This is a genomic window from Paenibacillus sp. B2(2019) (genome assembly GCF_008370385.1).
In the GTDB taxonomy this organism is placed as follows: domain Bacteria; phylum Bacillota; class Bacilli; order Paenibacillales; family Paenibacillaceae; genus Paenibacillus_AQ.
Genome location: NZ_VTZR01000011.1, coordinates 144,743 through 165,339, shown reverse-complemented (window position 1 = coordinate 165,339; position 20,597 = coordinate 144,743). Strand labels below are relative to the sequence as shown.

Here is a 20,597-nt window from a genome sequence, read left to right as displayed (position 1 = left end):
TCGGCGTCCTTATAGTTAAAGAAAAAGCACATGGATATCCATGTGCTCTTTCTTGTTACAATATATGATGGTCATCTGGATTACGTGCCCTGAGCATTGAAACTTACATTGATCGTGGATGCAGAGCCTGAATTGGCTGATTGATAGGATAGGCGGGTATATTTCAGGAATCTGGCTGGCACTATGACATCGATAGAGCCTGCTGCTAAAGGATTATCCCCCGTGGTATCGACGAAATAGTTCGTTCCATCAGCACTGATTTCCACACGTGTGTTGACCGGATTTGCCCCAGTATTGTTAATGAAGAAGGAATACGTTCCCAGTACGCTCGTAGTAACGGCTGGTAGAGGTGTATAGGTATTAGCAGTCGCAATACCTGTAGTGGTCTGTTCTATAAAGCTGCGTTGTGAAATAGAAGTGACACTACTTAGTGTACCAGCTGTGATCGTAGCTCCGAGTACGCTAGTGATAGTCCCGTTAAGGATGTTGGTGACTGTACCTGCGGAAGACAAGGTACCCGCTGTGATGGTGGCTCCGAGCACGCTAGTGATGGTGCCCTCAAGGATGTTAGTAATAGTACCTGCGGAGGACAAAGTACCAGCTGTGATGGTAGCGCCGAGCACGCTAGTAATGGTGCCGTTAAGGATGTTTGTAACTGTTCCGGCGGTAATGGTAGCGCCGAGCACGCTGGTAATGGTGCCCTCAAGGATGTTAGTAATAGTACCTGCTGAGGACAAGGTACCCGCAGTAATCGTAGCGCCGAGCACGTTGGTAATGGTGCCCTCAAGGATGTTAGTAATAGTACCTGCGGAGGACAAAGTACCGGCAGTAATTGTAGCGCCAAGCACACTAGTAATGGTGCCGTTAAGGATGTTTGTAATGGTACCTGCTGAGGACAAAGTACCCGCAGTAATTGTAGCGCCGAGCACGCTAGTAATAGTCCCGTCAAGGATATTAGTAATAGTACCTGCGGAGGACAAGGTACCGGCAGTAATCGTAGCGCCGAGCACGCTAGTAATGGTGCCGTTAAGGATGTTTGTAACTGTTCCTGCGGAGGACAAAGTACCGGCAGTAATTGTAGCGCCGAGCACGCTAGTAATGGTGCCGTTAAGGATGTTGGTAACTGTTCCTGCGGAGGACAAAGTACCCGCGGTGATCGTAGCGCCGAGCACGCTAGTAATGGTGCCGTTAAGGATGTTTGTAACTGTTCCTGCGGAGGACAAAGTACCCGCGGTGATCGTAGCGCCGAGCACGCTGGAAATTGTACCATCAAGAATAATCGTAGTTAGATTTCCGCTTGGATCTGTAGTGAGCGGATGATCAATCAGCGAGGCATCCCGGCCGAATATAAGCGTTCTTAGATTATCAGGATTCGCTTGAAAAGAGCTATAGTTAGGCAAAGTTCCTCGTCCTTTCCTTATAAATGATTGAGTTATACCAAAAGACTGGGCTTGGACGTATACACAATCTTGCTTGCCAATACACTTTGAATATAGCGTGGAGGCGGAGACTAACAGGGTGATCTCCCTGATTCTTAATTGTGTAAGAGATCATCGTTTTAGCTCCGCTTTTTTTTGTTTTATTTTGCTGCGCTTTTTAAGCTCCAGGCCGTTATGGATTTCATTCACTTCCTACGGGCTCTCTGGAACTCAATCCATGAAAAGGCCCAAACCGTCGTTTGAGCCCTGAGCCTAAATAAACCGCAGTCCAATAAGCTGCAAACCGATAGGGACAATCCTTAGCCATTCGAATGGTGTGATATTAATATATGGTGGGAAATAGGGGGTGATTGGGCAGAAAAAGCAATATACGCACATTCCCACAACCTGTTACTGAGTGTGGCATAAAATAGAATAAGCTTAAGTACGGGGAGGATAACTCATGCCGAACGACTCAATATTCAATCAGAGTAGCCAGCCACTTTTTACAGAACAAGTCAATACTTATGTTGCACCTGGTATAGATTCAGCTCCTGAGGGGGGAGCAGCTAAGGCGGGGTTATTGTTTGGAATCCCATTTACTTCTACGGTAACGACGGCTGCCCCGTTAGTTATTCAGATTAGTAATCCGGGAGGAAGCGGACGTACCTTATATGTATCCCGTGTTACTGCCAGCTCAGCGACGGCGGCGGTTACTTTATCACTACTTCGGAACGCTACGGTTACCGGAACTACCGTCACACCGATTAATTATAATTTTGGCAGTGCGTTAACCAGTGTTATGACAGCAAGAACCTCGACGGCTGCGCCTACTGGAGGTCCGGCTACTCTAGTATCTCTATTGCTGGCGGTCGGTCCGGTCATTGTTGATTTTACAGGACAAATTGTTGTTCCTCCCGGAAATTCCATCACTACCTCCGTAACGATTGCATCGGGGTCATCAGCGGCGACAACGTCTATCAGCTGGTGGGAATATTAGAAACAGGAGGGGATAAATATGCCAAATCAATTTGTATTTAACGACAACGATCAACCACTTTATGTGGATATGGTGAACACCTTCCAAGCGCCAGATATTAGCGCGCCGCCTGAAATAAGCGCTTCGCAGGCTGCAGTCTTGTATTCAACTAACACATCTGCGTCTAGTTTGGTCGTACTTAGTCTAATCTCCGCAATCGCTTCTATTCGGATTAGTAATGCTTCAGGCAGTGGAAAAACTGTTTATATCTCACGTATAAGCGGCAGTATTGGCGGTTCTTCTCTACTATCTGCAATGTCGGGTAGCTTTACAATTGTAAAAGGAGGGACGGTAACTTCACCAGCAACCTTAACGCCAACGAATAATAATTTGGGCAGCTCGGCGACGAGTGCGATGACCGTTCAGTCTTCCACAGCAGCCATTAGCGGGGGAACGACGCTTTTCAATTATCAATTGGCACCGGGGGCTTTCACACAGAACTTTACGGGCAGCATCATTGTCCCGCCTGGGACTGCTATTTGTGCTAACGTAACCTCATCCAGCTCCGCCATAGGTTTAACGATTACCTCAGCGTTGGGTCTTCTTTGGTGGGAACAATAGCGTTCTTGCTGCGAACCATTCACAGAGCTGAACCTTGACATCACTTGGGTTGAGGTTTTACATAAAAGGATGGAATGTATAGAAAATAAAGGGGATTGGCATTATACAATAAAGTTGCAAGTCAGATTGGAATGTGAAAAGAGGGACAATTATGGAAAGTTGTTTATTTATTCATGGCTTTACCGGAGGTGAGCATGAGATCTCTCCCTTGTCCCAGTTTATGGAGCAGCATAATTACCGTTCCAGAACGTTTACCCTGAAAGGGCATGGGGGGAGCAGGAATGATTTATTGCATTCGGATCGACATGATTGGCAACAGAGTGCTGAAGATGAATTGACAGAGCTGTTAAAGACGGATGAAGCTGTTCATCTGATCGGCTTTTCTACCGGTGCCCTTATTGCTTCACATCTTTCTGTACGGTATAAACCCTGGATCAAATCCCTTACTTTATTGTCCACACCCGTATTTCCGCTGAATCCCGTTGAGATTCTTAAGACTCTTGGGAGCTTTTCCATGCTAAAAACGTATATTAATAAATTCACTTCAACGCCCCCAAGGGCGACGAGAGAGTTCCAACGATTGGTCCGGGAGAGTTTTTCAATCTATCCGCATATTGAGACTCCAACCTTGATCGTGCAGGGTAAGCGAGATCATCTGGTGAAGACTCGAAGCGCTGACTTCCTGCAGCATACGATTCCTACAGCCCAAAAACAGGTGATAATGGTGGATAACAGTGGTCATATGGTTTGTCATTGTGAAGATAAGGACCGGATTATGAATGAAGTATTGCATTTTATTCAGAGTGTAGGAAGCTAAGCAAATAAGGTGAATAATGAACCCCAAAGAGCCCCCAATAAGGAGGCTCTTTTTCTTGGGCATTTTATTTTTTATAGCTTGACAACGCATTCACAATCATGGTAATTTTTAGTTGGGAAACCGGTTTCCCTAAAATTATTTGTTTTTGTGTTAAAGACGTTAAAAACATTAGAGACATCACTGGGCGGGCTTGGTTTTTAATCAAGGAAGTAGGTTTTAGAGTGTTATAAATACGCTTTAATAAGAGAGGGAGATGCACGCAATGAAACGTAGGTTATGGTATGTACCCGTTCTAATTACATCTATTCTTCTTTCTACCGTGATTAATTTGTTTGTCTTAACACCGCAAAAAGCTGAAGCGGCAAGCATCGGCACGATTAATGAGAACGACACTATTTATCAGATTATGGTTGACCGATTTAATGATGGAGATACTTCCAACAATGCTACTGGTGCGGCAATTCGCTATGGAGAAAACTCTGAGGAAGATTTCCGTTATATGAAAGGCGGAGACTGGCAGGGGATTATCGATAAGCTATCATATATTAAAAATATGGGCTATACCGCGATTTGGATTTCCCCAGTGGCTGAGCCACAAATGACTAACCGGGAAAACAACGGTACCGGTAAAAATACAGCCTATCACGGATACAACGTTAAGAACCCTAACGCTGCCAATCCATACTTCGGAACGAAGGAGAAGCTGAAAGAGCTTGTGGATTCCGCACATGCGCTTGACATCAAAGTAGTGATTGACGTTGTGCCAAACCACGTCGGTGATTATATGCTAGGTTCCCAAGCCTATTATGATATCCCATCATTGCAGCCAGTGGCTCCGTTCAATAATCCAGCATGGTACCACCATAATGGAGATATTAACTGGTCTCTAGCGGATGGAAGATATGATCAGTGGGCACAGGATTACTTAGAGAATCATGATTTGGGCGGGCTAGATGACATTGATTTCGATGTTCCTGCGGCTAAGCAGGCGATATTCGATTCCATCAAAGGTTGGTTTGATTATACAGGCGCTGACGGTGCGCGTGTGGATGCTGCCAAGCTGATGAAGCCAACAGATATTGGTGAACTACAAAATTATCTGGGCGTTAATACATTTGGCGAGAATTTCGACGGAAATGCTGAATTTGTCTCACGTTGGGTCGGAAACAATAAGGAATGGGGCATGCTCGATTTCCCAATGTTCTTCTCCGTACTTAACAGCTTTGCTTATGGACAGTCTTTTGAGTCCAATATCAAAAGCACCTTGGCACAGGATTTCTACTACAACGGGAATGCCAATCACATGGTTACCTTTATCGACAATCATGACCGCAACCGTTTTCTAACGGAAGCCGGGGGAAGCGTTGATAAGCTGCAGAATGCTTTAACCTTTATTTTTACAGTTCGTGGAACACCGGTTGTCTTCCAAGGAACAGAGCAGAACAAAGGCAATGGCAACAGTCAGATCATGACAGGCGGTATTGCGGATACTTGGAACCGTTGGTCTATGGTGAAACGGGATGCAAGCGGAAACGTGATTGAGAACTATTTTAATGAAAATGCCAGCACCTACAAGCATGTAGCCAAACTTAATGAGATTCGTAAAAATAACCCAGCATTACGTACAGGTACTCAACGTGAAATGTGGGCTGCACAGAACTTATATGCCTTCTCACGTCGTATCGACACTGGAACTAATCAAGGTCAAGAAGCTATCTCTGTATTTAGTAATCAATCTAATGGTTCGCAAACGGTAACCATCCCGCTGCGCGCCGAGAGTAGTTTGACCGCAGGAACAGTTTTGTATAATCAGCTGAATACTGCAGATACAGTGACTGTACAATCAGGCGGAGTAACTGGAAAGCAAATTACTGTAAGTGTAGGTGCGAATTCAGCCAAAATCTATGCGAAACAACAACAACCATCAGAAACAGTTCCTCCAACTACTCCGACTAATGTAACGGCAACTGTTCAGAATGCATCTAGCGCTTTGATCAGCTGGACGGCTTCTACCGACAACGTAGGCGTAACTGGATATGAAGTTTATCGTAATGGTGTCAAGGTAGGCACAACGACGACTACTTCCTATACGGACAATGGTTTATCCGCTAGCACTACCTATAACTACACGGTAAAAGCATTTGATGCCGCAGGCAATCTATCTCTTCTTAGTGCGATTGCGTCTATTACAACACCAGCAGGGAACAGTGTCACGATTTACTATAAGCAAGGTTATACCTCGCCTTATATTCATTATCGCCCAGTAGGAGGTACATGGACGACATCTCCGGGTGTGGCTATACCTGTATCTGATGTAGCCGGATACAACAAAATAACGATTAATATCGGTTCCGCCAGCCAGCTTGAAGCATGCTTTAACAACGGCAGTGGCACATGGGACAGTAACGGGGGAAGCAACTATCTATTCGGTACTGGAACCTGGACTTATACGCCAACAGGAAGTATTACATCGGGTGGACCAGTGACACCAACACCAACGGTAACACCGACACCAACACCAACGGTAACACCGACACCAACGCCGACAGTAACCCCAACACCAACGCCAACGGTAACCCCAACACCAACGACTACACCGACTGGCAACACTGCAACGATCTATTATAAGAATACGGCTTACAGCAGCTCTTACATTCATTACAAGCTGGATGGGGGGACAGTCTGGACGACGGCTCCTGGTGAACAGCTTCAAGCTTCTTCTTTCCCAGGATATAAGTCGATTACAATTCAGCTGGGCACTGCATCCGGACTGACCGCAGCCTTTAATAATGGCAGTGGTACATGGGATAACAACGGCAGCAGTAATTACCATTTTGATGCTGGAACCTGGAGTCTGGTGAACGGAAGTATCAGCGCAGGGGAACCTCAAGCAGACAGTGTGACGTTTCGTGTAAATGTTCCAGCGTCTACTCCGGCGAGCGGACCTGTGTATCTTACCGGTACCTTCAACAGCTGGAATGCAGCGGATCCAGCCTATCAACTGACTAAAGGTAGTGATGGGGTGTATTCCATCACACTGAGCTTACCAGCAGGGACAGCGGTGCAATATAAAGTTACGCGGGGCGCTTGGACTAATGTGGAGGTAAACTCGAACGGATCGGACATTTCCAATCGAACGCTTACTCCAGCAGGCGGCGCACAAACAGTGAACCTGACCGTGCAGCGTTGGAAAGATCTATAAGTTACTATAAGAGTGGATCAAAATACCTTTCACATGCCAAGGAGCGGCCCCCCGTGTGGGGCCGCTCCTTGGTAAGTAGTACGAAGCTTTTTCATTGTAGAAGATACAATAGAAAAGTAGTCCAATTATGAAGTTGCTCCAGAGAATTTAGCTCTCATCGTGGATTCACGAGGAATTAGTTCTGGCTCTAGTAGCAAATGCTTGTGGGGCGCATCATTGCCACGAATGCGCTCCATCAGCAGCTGCCCTGAAGATACACCCAGCTTAAACGTATCGATATTAAGCGAAGTTAAAGGAGGTGTTGTATAACGGGACAGCGGATATTCATCGAAAGCGGCGATGCCGAGTTCAGATGGAACATCAATTCCGAGTGCTTTTGCGGCTTGAAGCACCCCAAAGGCTACATAACTGTTCATACACACCACAGAGTCTGGCCGTTCTTCACGCTGCAAAAGCTCAAGTGCAGCATGATAGCTATCATGTTCATCAGCCTTGCAGTTAATGATCCATTGCTGAGGAACGGTAAGGTCAGCCTGCTGTAATGCGCTTAAGTATCCACTTAGGCGATGTGTATAAATTTTTTCCTGCTGCTGCCCGCCTATGAAGGCTATCTTTGAATAACCTTGTTCGATGAGATGCTCGGTCAGCATGTTGCCGCCTGCTTCATTATCGAAATCAACCCAACTTCCGGGGGTCATAATCTCTCCAATGGAGATGTAAGGAAACTCCAGTTGATTCAGTTCTTCAGATAGCTCTTCAGTCAGCACGGAGTTGTTGGCAATAATACCGTCGACACGTTTGCTAAACACAAGCCTATTTAGAAAATGGCCTTCTTGACTGCTATGTTGCACATTGGAAATGGTCAGCTCGTATTTTAAAGGTGCAATTACGCTCTCGATTCCACCAATAATGTTGTAGAAGAATTGGTTCAGAAACTCACTTTCTTTAGACATATCGACCAGTAAGCCAATATTGCAGCTGCTTTGTCTAGCTAACCCAGTAGCGATACTGCTTGGCGTGTAGTTCATTTGCTTCATAATCTCTCGAACCTTTTGTTTCGTTTCCTGTGATATTTTTGGGGAATCATTTAGTACTTTAGATACAGTAGATTTAGCCACATTGGCTGCTTTAGCAATATCAGAAATCGTTACTTTCATCGTCGTCCCTCATAACTTGAAAACGGTATTTGTAACCATAATAACACAAATTTAGCAGTCTCTCTAATGATGTATGAACAGATAGATAGAACGATAAAAGTATAGAAGGAGTCCATAAGTTATGCCTCAATCATGGTTTGTATATCATACAAGTGAAGATCCATTTGCCTATCCTGTAGGTACAGGGACCCTGAAGCTCAGATTATTTACACAAGCTGGACAGCAATTATCCTGTACCGTAATCCACTCGGATCGTTATGATTCTCCGGGGCAAGAAGTTCCTTTGCAGATGGAGCGGATTGGGTCGGCCGGTATTTATGAGATTCACGAAGCAATTATTCAGACCAGTACTAGAAGAAGCAGATATCTATTCCATATAGCGAATGCTGCGGGGCAGTATATCTGGTATGGAGAGAGGGGCGCGTCGGAGAATCGGGAACGAGCAGGTTCTTTTCAATATGCATATCTTCACCATTCTGAGGCTTTGAAGTTACCGTTATGGAGCCAGGATGCGGTGACCTATCAAATTTATCCTAGCAGCTACAATGGTGGAACTCTAAAAGGCATTACGGACAAAATACCTTATCTACAGCAGCTTGGTGTGAACACTATTTACATGACGCCTGTATTTGAGTCTCCTTCCGAGCATAAATATAACACCTCCGATTATTATAAGATCGACCCTGCATTTGGTGATGTAGATGGATTGAAGATGCTAGTCAGTGAGGCACATCGTCATGGAATTAAGGTCATTTTGGATGCCGTGTTTAATCATTCGGGAGATCAATTCTTTGCTTTTAAAGATGTGATGGAAAAAGGCGAGCAGTCTCCATATAAAGATTGGTTCTTTATTCGTTCATTTCCCGTAACACAGACGCCTGCCCCGAATTATGAGACATTCGCTAAAGCTGAAGCGCATATGCCTAAGCTGAATATGGATCATCCCGAGACGGCAGATTATATGATTGGAGTTGCCAAGTATTGGATTCGTGAAACAGAAATAGACGGCTGGCGTCTTGATGTAGCGAATGAGGTCAACCCGGCTTTTTGGTCCCGCTTTCGGCAAGAGCTAAAGTCTGAATTTCCTGAAATTCTACTCATTGGAGAGATAATGCATGCATCTGGGCCTTGGCTTAGAGGGGATCAATTCGATGGTGGCATGAATTATGTACTTCGGGATGCCGTGCTGGAATTCTTTGCAGAGCAGTCAACAGGGCCAGATCGCTTTATGGAGCAAGTACTCCATCAGGAGGCTTTGTATAATGACCAGGCGAATTCGGCTATGTTTCAATTGATTGGCAGTCATGATACGTTGCGTTTTCTTACAGCGTGTAAGGAGGGGGGACGTGGCTGGGACCGCGAGAGTACGGCAATACAGCGCATGAGGTTGGCAGTTTTTTTTCAGATGACTTATATCGGTATTCCGATGATCTATTATGGGGATGAGGTTGGGATGGAAGGAGCTACGGACCCTCACTGTAGAAAAGCTATGGTATGGCAAGAGCAAGCTCAAAATATAGCGCTGCTGAAGTGGTATCAAGAGCTGATTTTCCTAAGAAAAAGCTGTGATATTCTACGAAAAGGTAAGTTTCGTCCTTGGTTCACGGATGAAGTCCGTAATGTCTTCGGTTATACACGGGGAATGGATCAAGAGAAGATAGGTTTAATTATCAATAATTCTCCGAACGCTTACGAGCTTGAGCTTAATGTATATCGTTCGGATAAGAATTTGCTTACCGATTTACTGTCAGGAGCTACTTTTAAAAATAATAACAAGCTTATAGTGAGCATTGAACCGTTTGGATGTTTAATGTTGTACTAAAATAGTATAAGGCCTCTCTTCAAAAGAAGGGGCCTTATTCATCAAGAAACGGGTGTCATCTCCAAAGGATGGCGAAGCCGTTTCTTTTTAAAAATATAAGAAAGTATAAGTTTCACGCTATACATTATCCTTATATTTCTCGCATAAACGCTGACCGTCCTTTAGGGACGCTAAAGGCGTTTTTCCTTGTTTGTAGCACTTTTTTTATTTTTGTTCTTTAGGTCTCTATACTCCTGATTCTCCCATTGTTTTAGCAACGGAAAAGGGTCAAAAGCCCATTCAGTAATCCCTCGGTCACGGTAGATGCCAAAATGTAGATGTGGCGGGAATTTCCCTTGTGTTCCTGGATTTCCGTAACCTGAGCTGCCAACCCAGCCAATGATTTCACCTGGTGAGACGATATCTCCACGAGAAATGGATTTGTTATACCCGGATAAATGGGCGTAATAATGGTAACGGTTCTCGATATCACGAATTCCAATTCTCCAGCCACCGTAGCGGTTCCAGCCTTTAGTTTCCACTAAGCCAAAGCAGGTGCTGCGTACCGGCATACCTTGCGGTGCAAAGAGGTCAGTCCCTTCGTGAATACGTGCCCCACCCCAGCTTCTGCCGGTTCCCCAAGTGCTACGATAAGAATAAGAATTACTTAAGGGAAGTGGAAAGGCATTACCTGATAGGTCAAGCCGACCAAAATGTTCATATAGCTTAGCGAACTGAGCTATGCGCTGAGAGGCACGACCATTGTGATAATACTCCCAAATGCCAATGCTGAAATCATTAGCTGAATCACCATATTTCTGTAAGTGTCTAGCCATACTATATAGAACATCAGCATCATTCTCTGGATCGGCGATTCCATCACCTGAGCCATCACGACCGAAGCCGTTAAAGAAAGTGATGGATTCAGGAGAAGTATCCTCCTGATCCGGGTTGAGTGGACCGGACCATACGGGTGCTGGAATCATGATTCCAGTAAGACGGTTGGTGACGGGTTTGTCTGAGGAACCTTTTTTGGCGATGGTGCGTTCATATTGATCAATGGCTGCGAATCTAAACCAAGGGATTCCAGTGGCTGCACTCAGTTGATCATAAATCCCCCTACGGGCAGACCATATGGATTCTTTGCTAGCATTAACAGAATTGCCGCTGCTTTCCACCGGTTGGACTGTAGCCTGTACTGCAGCTGCTGGAACGGGAAGGCCTAAACCACCCCAAAGGATAGCGGCCGCGGACAGACATAACATAGTTCTCCGGTTATTAGTATTCTTAAATAGGGCCAACAAGATAACAGCCTCCTTTTGTCCGGGCGTAGAATTGAATGTAGGCACTTCGGATGAAGCTTTTATTATAGATTGAAGCAAAAGGCTACTTTTTATCCGTTCTTGTCTAAAGGTACCAGTAAATTCTTCGCCGGAATCGAAGTTGAGATGCCCTGCATATTTCACAAAAACAGGCAATTGTAAAGCGCACATGGTATAATATGAGGCAGCATCTTTCATCTGCAGCATCACATTCAGGAGGAAGCGGGGTTTATTATTTTGACGAATAAAACAGCAAAGCAGCCTAAGCCGGATTGGATTAGAATCAAGCTAACTACCGGTGATAACTATCAGGAAATCAAGAGCATGATGCGTTCTAAAACTTTACATACCGTATGTGAAGAAGCTAGGTGTCCGAATATTTATGAATGCTGGGCAAATCGAACGGCTACCTTTATGATTCTTGGTGATATATGTACTCGCGCATGCCGTTTCTGCGCTGTTAATACAGGGTTGCCGACAGAGCTGGACCTGCAGGAGCCTGAACGTGTAGCAGAAGCTGCAGAGGGAATGAACCTTCGCCATTGCGTGGTGACCAGTGTGGCCCGTGATGATCTTGCGGATGGTGGCGCCCAGATTTTTGCTGAGACGGTAGCGGCAATTCGTAAACGCCTTCCGTTATGTAGTGTTGAAGTATTGATTCCAGATTTCCTGGGAGAACGGAATAGTCTAGAGATTGTTATGAACAGTAATCCGGACATTCTTAACCATAATATCGAGACGGTGGAACGGATGTCAGACCGCGTACGGGCTAAAGCGAAGTATCGCCGTTCGATGGAACTGCTGCGCAGAGCCAAAGAAATGAAGCCGGATATTCCTACCAAATCAAGCATTATGCTTGGAGTCGGTGAAGAGTGGGATGAGATTTTACAAGCAATGGATGATTTACGAGCCGTAAATTGTGATATATTGACTTTAGGACAATACTTACAGCCTTCTCCAAAGCATTTGAATGTGGAGAAATATTATCCACCAGAGGAATTTGCGCTGCTTAAGGAAGAGGGATTGAAGCGCGGCTTTAGCCATGTGGAATCAGCCCCGCTTGTTCGCAGCTCTTATCGTGCGCATGAGCAGGTGAAATCTGCCGCTCAAGCTCGTGAGGAGCGCACGGTTTCTTCTAGTTAATTTTTTATTTTTCAAGGTAGCAGGGGGCTGAAGGAGCGAAGCGATCTGAGTCTCCCACCCCTAGGTTACACATAAAAAAACGTTGATTTAAGTCATTGGAGAGAAATGTTGGAGCTGTAGGAGCGTTAGCGTTCGCCTTTGTTGATTGATTTCAACCGCTGATGCGGTTCAAATAAAAGAAATTAATCAACAACAGCGACCGAAAGCCCAATATTTCTCGGAAATGACGGTATAATCAACGCACCCTCCCCACAGAAAGGCAGGCGACAAAAGGTTTGATCGTTATAGGCGGAAAAGGCTACGAACTAATGTTAGATCATAAGGATGGTTGGAATCCGGAGGCGTTTCGTGGAAGATATAGCGAAGTGCTGGAAAGATACGACTACATTATTGGTGACTGGGGTTACAGTCAGCTGCGTTTGAAAGGTTTTTATCGAGACAACCACCCAAAGGTGAATCGGGATACAGCGATTTCTGGCATGGTCGATTATATTAATGAATATTGCAATTTTGGATGCGCATATTTTGTGTTGCATAAGTTAAAAGAGGTACCACAAGAAGGTTTGTTCAAGGATATTCTGATCAAAGAAATACCAGAGCCGAGTGAGGAAGAAGATTCGGAGCTAGAAGCTGAAGATAATGATGGAGCGGCTATAGATAAGGAGCTCTCCTCTAAAGAAACATCATCTAAGCAAGGTTCGAATTCATCTGCTGCATTTAAAGAGATGACTTCTGCTAAGGATAGACCTTTGAGAGAACATCAAAGCCGAAATCACCGGGGTAAAGATTCGCAAGGGAAGAAATCCAAAAAGGAATTTCAAAGCAGACCACCACAAGGTCAATCCCAAAAACCCCAAAACACACAAAAGCCTCAAAATAATCAAAACACACAAAACACACAAAACATAGAAAATCCACAATCTTAACGATGAAAGCTGACCATAAGTAGAGTCCTTCTACGAATGAGACAGCTTTTTTCTTTTGAATAGATATGTACAAGTAATAAAGGCAGCAAACCTCCATCTCTGGAGAATTGCTGCCTTTTCTTATGGATCTATTTTATAGATAATTTCAATTGCTTCTGTGTAGCATTGTAACTCCATATGAGTGCCGGAAACTTCTTCTTAAAGGCATTTAATTCAATGTAGGTCTCACCATTCTGAGATAGCGCCTCTTTGGAGGAAAGCGTAAAGCCGGTAGATGTGCCTGTTCCGCTCTTTACGATGATCTTCTTGTTCTTGGCATCCCAGGTGATCTCGCCCTCGACAAGCGCAGCCAGCACCAGCGATGAAGCATAAGTTTTATCGCCCTGCTTCACAAGACCAACATTACCAGCAAAAGGAACCCCGTTGATATTTAAGATATGATGATCTCCGGTGACTTCTAAAGTCTTCATTCCAGCAATCTGCAGGGCGGTAATCAACTGTGCAGTTTTCCCTTTTACCTCAATATCCGGTGCGAGACCGATGTGATTAAAGTCTTCTTTTTTAGGTGTTAGATATTTCTGCGTGGTCAATTTCAGCATGTCGCCATTAGACACTGGAAGTAGGCTTTGAATACGCGCTTTGCCGTAAGAACGAGTGCCTACAACAGTAGCCAGCTTGTTGTCGCGCAGGGCGCCCGTAAGAGCTTCTGACGCACTTGCAGTGTATTCGTTGGTTAGAATTACGACGGGCACACCGATTTTGCTGCCACTAGTAATCGTTACAGGAGTTAACGCGCCACTTTGATCAGAGGTATACATCATGATGCCTTTATCCATAAAACTAGAGGCAATGTTGTATGCGGAATCCATGTAGCCACCCAAGTTATCACGTAAATCAAGCACCATGGATTTCATTCCCGCTGTACGCATCTTCTTCAGCATAGCGGCGAATTCTTCATCAGAATTCTGTGTGAAACCACTTAGCGAAATATAGGCAATCTTCGGACCAATGAGGGTTCCAAAAACGGAAGTCGAGTTCAATTCATTTCGGGTGACAACATAAGATTTTGTGACACCATTTCTGAGGATCAGCAGGGTGACCTTAGTGCCAGCGGCTCCACTTAGTTCCGAATCATCCGTTTCGTCAACAGGTATTCCGTTGATTTTGAGAATCGTATCGCCGCGTTTCAAGCCTGCCTTTTCAGCAGGAGAACCTGGAGAGATTTCTTCGATGTAGAGCTCTGTTGGCGTATATTGAAGTTTAACACCGATGCCAACGTATTCGAGATCAACCGCATGTTCAAATTGCGCCGCTTCCTCGGAATTGAAGTATTGGCTGTATGGATCATCCAGTGTGTTCACCATGCCGTCAATTGCTCCGCGAATCAAAATATCTTTATCTACATCTGAAAGATTATAGTTCTCCAATAGCTTCATTACTTCATTAATAAGATCACTGTTGTCTGTGGAAGCTTTAGCGGCATCTGCAGCGGAAGCCAGTGGAGCAAATGTAATAGATAAAGCTAGACAGCTGGTTAACAGTGCACTTATTATTTTTTTTGATTTCATGGAATCAAACACCCTTTTTATTAGGATTTCACAAGTTTATTGTAGATGCTATATGTGTCATCGATTGTCCATACACCAGTATCCGACTTGGATAGAATATAGATAAGTCCCTGCTCATAAGTCTCCTCTTCACTAGCTTCCTTGTCTTTGCTTTCTACATATATAGCAGCTTCTTTGGCACTGTAATAATAAATATTTGAAATGCCTGGAGTATAGGTAATATCATACGAAGCAAAGAAATCATCCAAATCTGCCTTGAGAGAGGAATCATATTCTTCTCCATATGAAGTCATCGTGGAAAGAACTGCTGTAGGATTCTGTTCGTTCATTGCTTGATAATACTTGCTAATAGTACCTTTGATGGCATCCGCATCGTTTTGAGGGATGTTGGCTGCTGGTTTTATACCTTGTTCACGAGTAAGGAGAACGGTCGAGCTTTGGGATTCCACGGATGAAATCTTCCAGCTTCCGTTCTTGCGGACCAGGGTATATACGTATTCATTCTCTGTATCTGGAGTATAAGCCCCACCTATTCTGCGTGAACTTTCAAGCGTATACACAGTGGCTTCGTCAGCTGTAATGTCGAGGATTTCCAAGCTATCAATAGTATTCTTTATGTCAAAAGCTTTAAAAGATTCATTGAGTTCGGCCACTGATTCCGTGTAAGAGTACTCCGAATCCATAAGGGAGTAGAAGCTAGTCGCTTTTTCTTCATTGAAATATTGATTAGACAAACGGATTAATGCTGTAATGGCTGCTTCGTCCTTACCTTTGGAGACAGGAGTAGTAATTTGTACACTTCTACTGGTAGAATTCCAGACAGCTGTGCCCCCGGTTGCCTCTGCGATAAAACGCAAAGGGATGTATGTAGTGCCGGCTGAGGAAACTGGTGCAGTGGTTAGTTTTTTAACGGTTCCGTTAACAGTAGCGCGGTTACTGCCAATTTTGAGGGTAATCGCAAGATTTGAACTTTTTCCTGTTACCGTTCCAGTTTTGGCATCCCAGAGAACTTGAAGTCCAAGCTTCTCAAAGACAACCCGGAAAGGTACAAGTACAGAATTGTTCGCTAAGTATGGGGATCCAGCGGTGAAGGAAACCTTACTTCCGTTAATGTAAACATCAATTGGTTTCGCTGCAAAAGCCGGGACCGCAAGTATGAGGGCCAGTAGACTTATGCTTAAGAGGGATAAAAATCTTTTCAACAGTACTCTCTCCTTTTATGTAACTCTTTGTAAAATAGCCTCATTATACCATTTGGCTTCTCTCTCAGTCTATCAGTTGGTGTTAGTTTTGTCACACAAAAAAGCCGGAGAAATGGATATCTCCAGCCACTGAAAATCGTTGGATCGAAGGTTAATCTTAAACTAAAAAAGCTTCACGTACACGGTTCCAGAACGGAAAAGGACGGTATCTGGCGAAACTGACCTTCTTGTCCGATACTTGGCAGCGTACTGAAATCAGATCATCTACTGGGATATTGTTATGATCTATCGTGAGTAGTAAGCGCTGATCCTTACATGAAAGAATATCGCAATGGTGATGCTTCGGCAGTAGTAATGGCGACCCCATTGTTCGAAATACGCGGTTGTTAATTGAGGCGATTTCGGCAATCTGCAGCGCTTCTATAGATGGGTGAACCATGGCTCCCCCAAGGCTTTTGTTATAGGCCGTGCTACCAGAAGGAGTAGAAATACAAAGCCCATCACCCCGGAACATTTCGAAGGTAACATCATTGATGTCAACTTGAATCATTATAGTTCCATCTACCCCTTTAAGGGTAAATTCATTTAGGGCAATGTGGGACGAAGAACCGGATTTCTTGTGAATTTCCAGCTCAAGCAACGGATATTTCACGATACGAGGTTTCTGAGGCTCAGAATCCTCGGTTCCGCACATGTAGTCGATTAAGGTGGGTAGCTCTTCCGCTTGCCAGTCCGCATAGAAGCCTAAGTGTCCTGTGTGCACACCTACGAAGGCTAGATTGGGGATTTGATCGATAAAGGTATGAAAAGCGTGCAGCATTGTGCCGTCTCCGCCAATAGAGATGACGATTTCGGGAGACTCGGCATCCAGTTGCAGGTCCCGCTCCGCCGCCAGCTTGTGAAACTGCTCGGCAAGTTTGATTGATAGTTCATCACCGCGGTCCAGAACATAATATCTCAAGATGTACAGGCTCCTTTTGTATAATTCAGTCATACACCGATCATAATCAATCTTGACCCGGAACACAATATGTTAATCAACTTCGCCGTACCCATCGAATCATTGTCATGAATACAGGGATAAGCAGTGAGACTAGAATTGCAGCAGTTAATAATAGGCTCAGCAGGGCGAGGCTTGCCGTGATCCCTGAGGCAGAAGGAGTAAAGGCAGCAGAGTCTGGTAATGATACCCATGCGGTAGACAGCCCTGTTTTCATCACAGGGTTCCAGAGCAGCAAGACCAATCCTGATGCGAGTATGGCGTGAATTAGCCGTGCAGTCAAAAATGGCAGATACCGCAGCCCGGTACCGTTCAGAATACTTGCCACCTGGGCATGTACAGATAATCCGCCCCAAGAGAGAATGAAGGCAGCTGCCGCTACCTTGAACTGAAGCGGGATGGAAGCTGCGGCTTCACCTGCTGAACGGGCACCGATCGTCACCTCAAAGAATCCGCTAATGAGAGCCTGAGCTAGTTCTGGAGGACCACCTACAAGGGACACAAGATGTCCTGTCATGTTAAAGAGGGAGGATAGGATACCGGCACGGGCTAGCAGTTCCATTAGCACATTGAAGAATACAACCAAACCGCCTACGACAATAATAAGCTTTAGCGAGGACTGGATTGCTCCCTTTAATAGCTCCCCAAAGCTCCGTCCATCTTTGCGCCGAGCCTCCTCCATGGCAAGAAGTGCTGCATGGATTCTTCCAAAACCTTTTTTGGCTGGAAAAGAGGGGGCAGTAGAACTAGTTATGGATGGGTCTTGGGAGGGGGATCTCTGTTCTTTGCGTCCATGGAACGACATTAGCAAGCCAACAATCAAACCGCTCCCATAGTGGGCGAGGGCTAGGATGAGCCCCAACGATGCGTCTCGAAAAAAACCAACGGATACTGCACCTAACAGAAAGATTGGGTCAGAGGAGGTTGTGAAAGCGACTAATCGTTCGCCCTCTACTCTGCTAATCAGATTCTGTTCCCGCAGCTTAGCGGTTAATTTAGCGCCAACAGGATATCCTGATACATATCCCATCGCAGCGACAAACCCGCCGCTACCTGGTATACCAAAAAGAGGGCGCATCAATGGATCGAGCAGTGCACCGAAGAGATGAACGATCCCTAGGCCTAGCATGATTTCGGATATGACGAAGAATGGAAATAGGGAGGGGAATAACACATCCCACCAGATGGCCAGGCCTCGTAAGGCTGCGCCAAGGGATGCCTCCGGATGAAGCAACATCAGCAGCATACAGCCTGCCAATGTTAATCCCAGCAGTGGGCCGCCAATCTTTTTAAAAGTCATAATTAACGCCTCCTGATCTATGGTTAGATGTATGCGAAAAGAAGGACAAACAGCACAAAAAAAATAAAGGAAGCGGTTACATAAATCGGTGCTTTTTCGTTCGAAATATGATATTATGTAAATAAGAAATGCACCCTCTGTTACAAGAATAAATGGGATGGAGTGATGGCGATGAGCGTTGTAGCCGGAGTTCTCGTTTGTGCTTTTGTATATGTGATCCGGGTCTCTCTCGTCCCTGCAGGTGATGAAGAATTTCGGACCTACTGACAATAACATCCAGGCGCTAAACTATAGTTTAGCGTCTTTTTTCTGACGTTTAGGGGCACTTTCGACGGATATCCGAGCCGTGCTTTTTTTTGGTATAATAAAGTAAGAAACGTTTCATTAATATGGAAGAGAGCTGGTAACCTCAATGAATCCAAATGAGAGTATATATGAGAACCTAGGAGGAGCTGAGGCGCTACATCGTTTGGTGGAAGTGTTCTATGCCAAAGTGCAGCTTCATCCGCAGCTGGGTCCGTTATTTCCTGAAGACATTTCTCCTGTTCTGGAGAAGCAGTATCAATTCCTGACACAGTTTTTTGGCGGTGGCCCATTGTATTCAGAACTGCATGGACATCCCATGATGAGAGCAAGGCATATGCATATTCCCATTACTCCAGAACGTGCTGAAGAATGGTTGCAGTGTATGAAAGAGGCGCTAGAGGAGACCGGCGTAGAAGAGCCGCTACGTTCGTTCGTGCTTAGCCGTCTTGCAGGTCCCGCACATCATTTTGTTAACATGCCCCAGGAATAATAAGGGACAGGTTGATCCTGAAAGGAATGAGAGTACTTGCCAGAGTTAATACCCCTATATTCTATTAAGGTTAAATGTTGCAATTGTGAACATGAATTTTCAACCTCTCGCGTACGCCCTAGCCTAAAAAAGGCTATCCGCCGCGATGCTGATTTTTGCGCATATTACAAAAACGAGAATCCGGATTATTATGTTGTACGTGTCTGCCCGAGTTGTGGGTTTGCCTCTACAGAAAATTCAGCGGACAAGCTGACGGATCTGCAGCGAAAAGCATTTAATGAACAGGTAGGAAAACGATGGAAGAGCCGTGACTTTGGGGATAAACGAAGCTGGGAAACTGCACTTGAGACCTATAAACTGGCGCTTTTATGCGCTCAAAGTATTAACGATAAGGATCGAATTATTGCAAGTCTGCTTCATCACATTGCCTGGTTGTATCGATATCAAGGGAATACGGAACAGGAACAACGCTTTTTGCGCTATTCATTAGCTGAATATGTGAAGGTATACGAAAAAGACGGAATAGCTGGCAATGATGCCCGGCTCATGTATCTTATCGGCGAACTTAACCGGCGCATCGGAGAGTTCTCTGTGGCTGTAATGTGGTTCTCCCGCCTGATTAATGATCAGAAGATTATGGATGCTGCGATGATTCGAGCTGCCAGGGAGCAGTGGGTTGTGCTAAGAGAGCAAATGCGCGGCGAAGCTGTAGATATTGATGCCGATGGATTGCCTTCAGGTTCTTAAAGCTTCACGAACAACAAAAAGCGCAGAAGAGAGTAATGCTCTCGTCTGCGCTTTATAAAAATGGTAAGATTGGGATTTAGATGACCTTCTATTTATCGGACTGCCCGATCAAATAGGAGGTAATCTCCGTCGTTATCTACAACTGTGGGACTGGCGCTGCAACATGGGAAGACAAGTAGTTTTTTCTTGCCGTCACGAACGATTTGCAATTCTTTTGGCTTCATAGGGAGAAGAACATTCTCCGAGTTGCAGAAAGGGCAATACTGCACATACATATCGCCTAAAATAATGTCATAAGGCCAGGTATGACTAAAAGGAATCATTGTGAACCCTTCCCAGAAGGAGACTCTTCATTTCCATCCTCAGCTTGCGGTGAATTCTGCTTTTTGGATAGCTCAGCTATTTTTTGTAGCAAAATATGTTGGGGCATATGCATCAAGTGTTCCAGTGGAACGCCTAGTTGCTTGGATAACGTTATGGCTGTTTCCGGTGAAATTTGTAGTGGCTTCATATGGATGCCCTCCTAAAGTTTATCGGCTATGAATGTTCCGGTATCGTTATTCACTTTACCATGGTGTTAAGTCAATTACAAAGAAAA

18 protein-coding genes are annotated in these 20,597 nt (G+C 44.9%); 9 read left to right on the top strand and 9 right to left on the bottom strand.

From position 1 onward, the window contains the following. Nucleotides 1-80: 80 nt before the first annotated feature. Nucleotides 81-1,400 (bottom strand): DUF6385 domain-containing protein, encoded by a 1,320-nt coding sequence (locus PAENI_RS32580; protein WP_262495562.1) that lies wholly within the window; start codon nt 1,398-1,400, stop codon nt 81-83. 481 nt (nt 1,401-1,881) lie between these two features. Here PAENI_RS32580 and PAENI_RS09090 point away from each other — a divergent pair, with 481 nt between their 5' ends. From PAENI_RS09090 to PAENI_RS09075, 4 genes are all read left to right on the top strand, one after another. After that, complete coding sequence (locus tag PAENI_RS09090; RefSeq protein WP_149645021.1) at nt 1,882-2,418, top strand: hypothetical protein; 537 nt, start codon at nt 1,882-1,884, stop codon at nt 2,416-2,418. Nucleotides 2,419-2,436: 18 nt separating this feature from the next. Continuing rightward, complete coding sequence (locus tag PAENI_RS09085; RefSeq protein ID WP_149645020.1) at nt 2,437-3,018, top strand: hypothetical protein; 582 nt, start codon at nt 2,437-2,439, stop codon at nt 3,016-3,018. A gap of 151 nt (nt 3,019-3,169) precedes the next feature. Then, entirely contained in the window at nt 3,170-3,835 is a 666-nt protein-coding gene (locus PAENI_RS09080) for an alpha/beta hydrolase (protein WP_149645019.1), read from the top strand. Nucleotides 3,836-4,097: 262 nt separating this feature from the next. Beyond that, nucleotides 4,098-7,037: an alpha-amylase family glycosyl hydrolase gene (locus PAENI_RS09075; protein ID WP_149645018.1), complete on the top strand. Its 2,940-nt coding sequence runs from the start codon at nt 4,098-4,100 to the stop codon at nt 7,035-7,037. 125 nt (nt 7,038-7,162) lie between these two features. On the opposite strand, the gene PAENI_RS09070 is transcribed toward PAENI_RS09075, so the two are convergent. Next, nucleotides 7,163-8,194: a LacI family DNA-binding transcriptional regulator gene (locus PAENI_RS09070; RefSeq protein ID WP_149645017.1), complete on the bottom strand. Its 1,032-nt coding sequence runs from the start codon at nt 8,192-8,194 to the stop codon at nt 7,163-7,165. Between the two features lie 121 nt (nt 8,195-8,315). On the opposite strand from PAENI_RS09070, the gene PAENI_RS09065 reads away from it, so the two are divergent. Beyond that, nucleotides 8,316-10,016 carry an alpha amylase N-terminal ig-like domain-containing protein gene (locus PAENI_RS09065; protein WP_149645016.1) on the top strand — a complete coding sequence of 567 codons (1,701 nt, stop codon included), beginning with the start codon at nt 8,316-8,318 and terminating at the stop codon, nt 10,014-10,016. A gap of 170 nt (nt 10,017-10,186) precedes the next feature. Here PAENI_RS09065 and PAENI_RS09060 read toward each other — a convergent pair whose 3' ends face one another. Further along, entirely contained in the window at nt 10,187-11,260 is a 1,074-nt protein-coding gene (locus PAENI_RS09060; RefSeq protein ID WP_042194496.1) for a M23 family metallopeptidase, read from the bottom strand. 294 nt (nt 11,261-11,554) lie between these two features. On the opposite strand from PAENI_RS09060, the gene lipA reads away from it, so the two are divergent. Together lipA and PAENI_RS09050 are read left to right on the top strand one after the other, a co-directional pair. Further along, nucleotides 11,555-12,460, top strand: a complete 906-nt coding sequence (gene lipA, locus PAENI_RS09055; RefSeq protein ID WP_042191639.1) for a lipoyl synthase — start codon at nt 11,555-11,557, stop codon at nt 12,458-12,460. A 308-nt stretch (nt 12,461-12,768) separates the two neighbouring features. Next, nucleotides 12,769-13,386: a YutD family protein gene (locus tag PAENI_RS09050; RefSeq protein ID WP_081951311.1), complete on the top strand. Its 618-nt coding sequence runs from the start codon at nt 12,769-12,771 to the stop codon at nt 13,384-13,386. A 128-nt stretch (nt 13,387-13,514) separates the two neighbouring features. Here PAENI_RS09050 and PAENI_RS09045 read toward each other — a convergent pair whose 3' ends face one another. From PAENI_RS09045 to ylbJ, 4 genes are all read right to left on the bottom strand, one after another. Then, nucleotides 13,515-14,954 carry a S41 family peptidase gene (locus tag PAENI_RS09045; protein WP_149645014.1) on the bottom strand — a complete coding sequence of 480 codons (1,440 nt, stop codon included), beginning with the start codon at nt 14,952-14,954 and terminating at the stop codon, nt 13,515-13,517. Nucleotides 14,955-14,974: 20 nt separating this feature from the next. Further along, nucleotides 14,975-16,156, bottom strand: a complete 1,182-nt coding sequence (locus tag PAENI_RS09040) for a copper amine oxidase N-terminal domain-containing protein (protein ID WP_188114510.1) — start codon at nt 16,154-16,156, stop codon at nt 14,975-14,977. A 157-nt stretch (nt 16,157-16,313) separates the two neighbouring features. Beyond that, entirely contained in the window at nt 16,314-17,117 is an 804-nt protein-coding gene (locus PAENI_RS09035) for an NAD kinase (protein ID WP_042191633.1), read from the bottom strand. A gap of 76 nt (nt 17,118-17,193) precedes the next feature. After that, on the bottom strand, nt 17,194-18,456 hold the full coding sequence (gene ylbJ, locus PAENI_RS09030; protein WP_149645012.1) for a sporulation integral membrane protein YlbJ: 1,263 nt from the start codon (nt 18,454-18,456) through the stop codon (nt 17,194-17,196). A gap of 412 nt (nt 18,457-18,868) precedes the next feature. Between ylbJ and PAENI_RS09025 the strand changes: the two genes are divergently transcribed. Continuing rightward, nucleotides 18,869-19,252: a globin domain-containing protein gene (locus PAENI_RS09025; RefSeq protein WP_042191628.1), complete on the top strand. Its 384-nt coding sequence runs from the start codon at nt 18,869-18,871 to the stop codon at nt 19,250-19,252. A gap of 36 nt (nt 19,253-19,288) precedes the next feature. Beyond that, entirely contained in the window at nt 19,289-19,999 is a 711-nt protein-coding gene (locus tag PAENI_RS09020; protein ID WP_076285264.1) for a DUF2225 domain-containing protein, read from the top strand. 92 nt (nt 20,000-20,091) lie between these two features. On the opposite strand, the gene PAENI_RS09015 is transcribed toward PAENI_RS09020, so the two are convergent. Both PAENI_RS09015 and PAENI_RS09010 read right to left on the bottom strand, forming a co-directional pair. Next, nucleotides 20,092-20,322, bottom strand: coding sequence for a hypothetical protein (locus PAENI_RS09015; protein WP_042130921.1), 231 nt, complete (start codon nt 20,320-20,322; stop codon nt 20,092-20,094). Further along, entirely contained in the window at nt 20,319-20,510 is a 192-nt protein-coding gene (locus PAENI_RS09010; RefSeq protein ID WP_149645011.1) for a YycC family protein, read from the bottom strand. Before PAENI_RS09010 ends, PAENI_RS09015 begins: the two co-directional genes overlap by 4 nt. Nucleotides 20,511-20,597: the final 87 nt, after the last annotated feature.

Coding starts and splice junctions, on each gene's coding strand:
- PAENI_RS09075 (WP_149645018.1), top strand. CDS start 4,098: ATGAAACGTAGGTTATGGTATGTACCCGTTCTAATTACATCTATTCTT.
- PAENI_RS09015 (WP_042130921.1), bottom strand. CDS start 20,322: ATGATTCCTTTTAGTCATACCTGGCCTTATGACATTATTTTAGGCGAT.
- PAENI_RS09025 (WP_042191628.1), top strand. CDS start 18,869: ATGAATCCAAATGAGAGTATATATGAGAACCTAGGAGGAGCTGAGGCG.
- PAENI_RS09070 (WP_149645017.1), bottom strand. CDS start 8,194: ATGAAAGTAACGATTTCTGATATTGCTAAAGCAGCCAATGTGGCTAAA.
- PAENI_RS09050 (WP_081951311.1), top strand. CDS start 12,769: ATGTTAGATCATAAGGATGGTTGGAATCCGGAGGCGTTTCGTGGAAGA.
- PAENI_RS09080 (WP_149645019.1), top strand. CDS start 3,170: ATGGAAAGTTGTTTATTTATTCATGGCTTTACCGGAGGTGAGCATGAG.
- ylbJ (WP_149645012.1), bottom strand. CDS start 18,456: ATGACTTTTAAAAAGATTGGCGGCCCACTGCTGGGATTAACATTGGCA.
- PAENI_RS09010 (WP_149645011.1), bottom strand. CDS start 20,510: ATGAAGCCACTACAAATTTCACCGGAAACAGCCATAACGTTATCCAAG.
- PAENI_RS09060 (WP_042194496.1), bottom strand. CDS start 11,260: ATGTTATGTCTGTCCGCGGCCGCTATCCTTTGGGGTGGTTTAGGCCTT.
- PAENI_RS09090 (WP_149645021.1), top strand. CDS start 1,882: ATGCCGAACGACTCAATATTCAATCAGAGTAGCCAGCCACTTTTTACA.
- PAENI_RS09045 (WP_149645014.1), bottom strand. CDS start 14,954: ATGAAATCAAAAAAAATAATAAGTGCACTGTTAACCAGCTGTCTAGCT.
- PAENI_RS09085 (WP_149645020.1), top strand. CDS start 2,437: ATGCCAAATCAATTTGTATTTAACGACAACGATCAACCACTTTATGTG.
- PAENI_RS09065 (WP_149645016.1), top strand. CDS start 8,316: ATGCCTCAATCATGGTTTGTATATCATACAAGTGAAGATCCATTTGCC.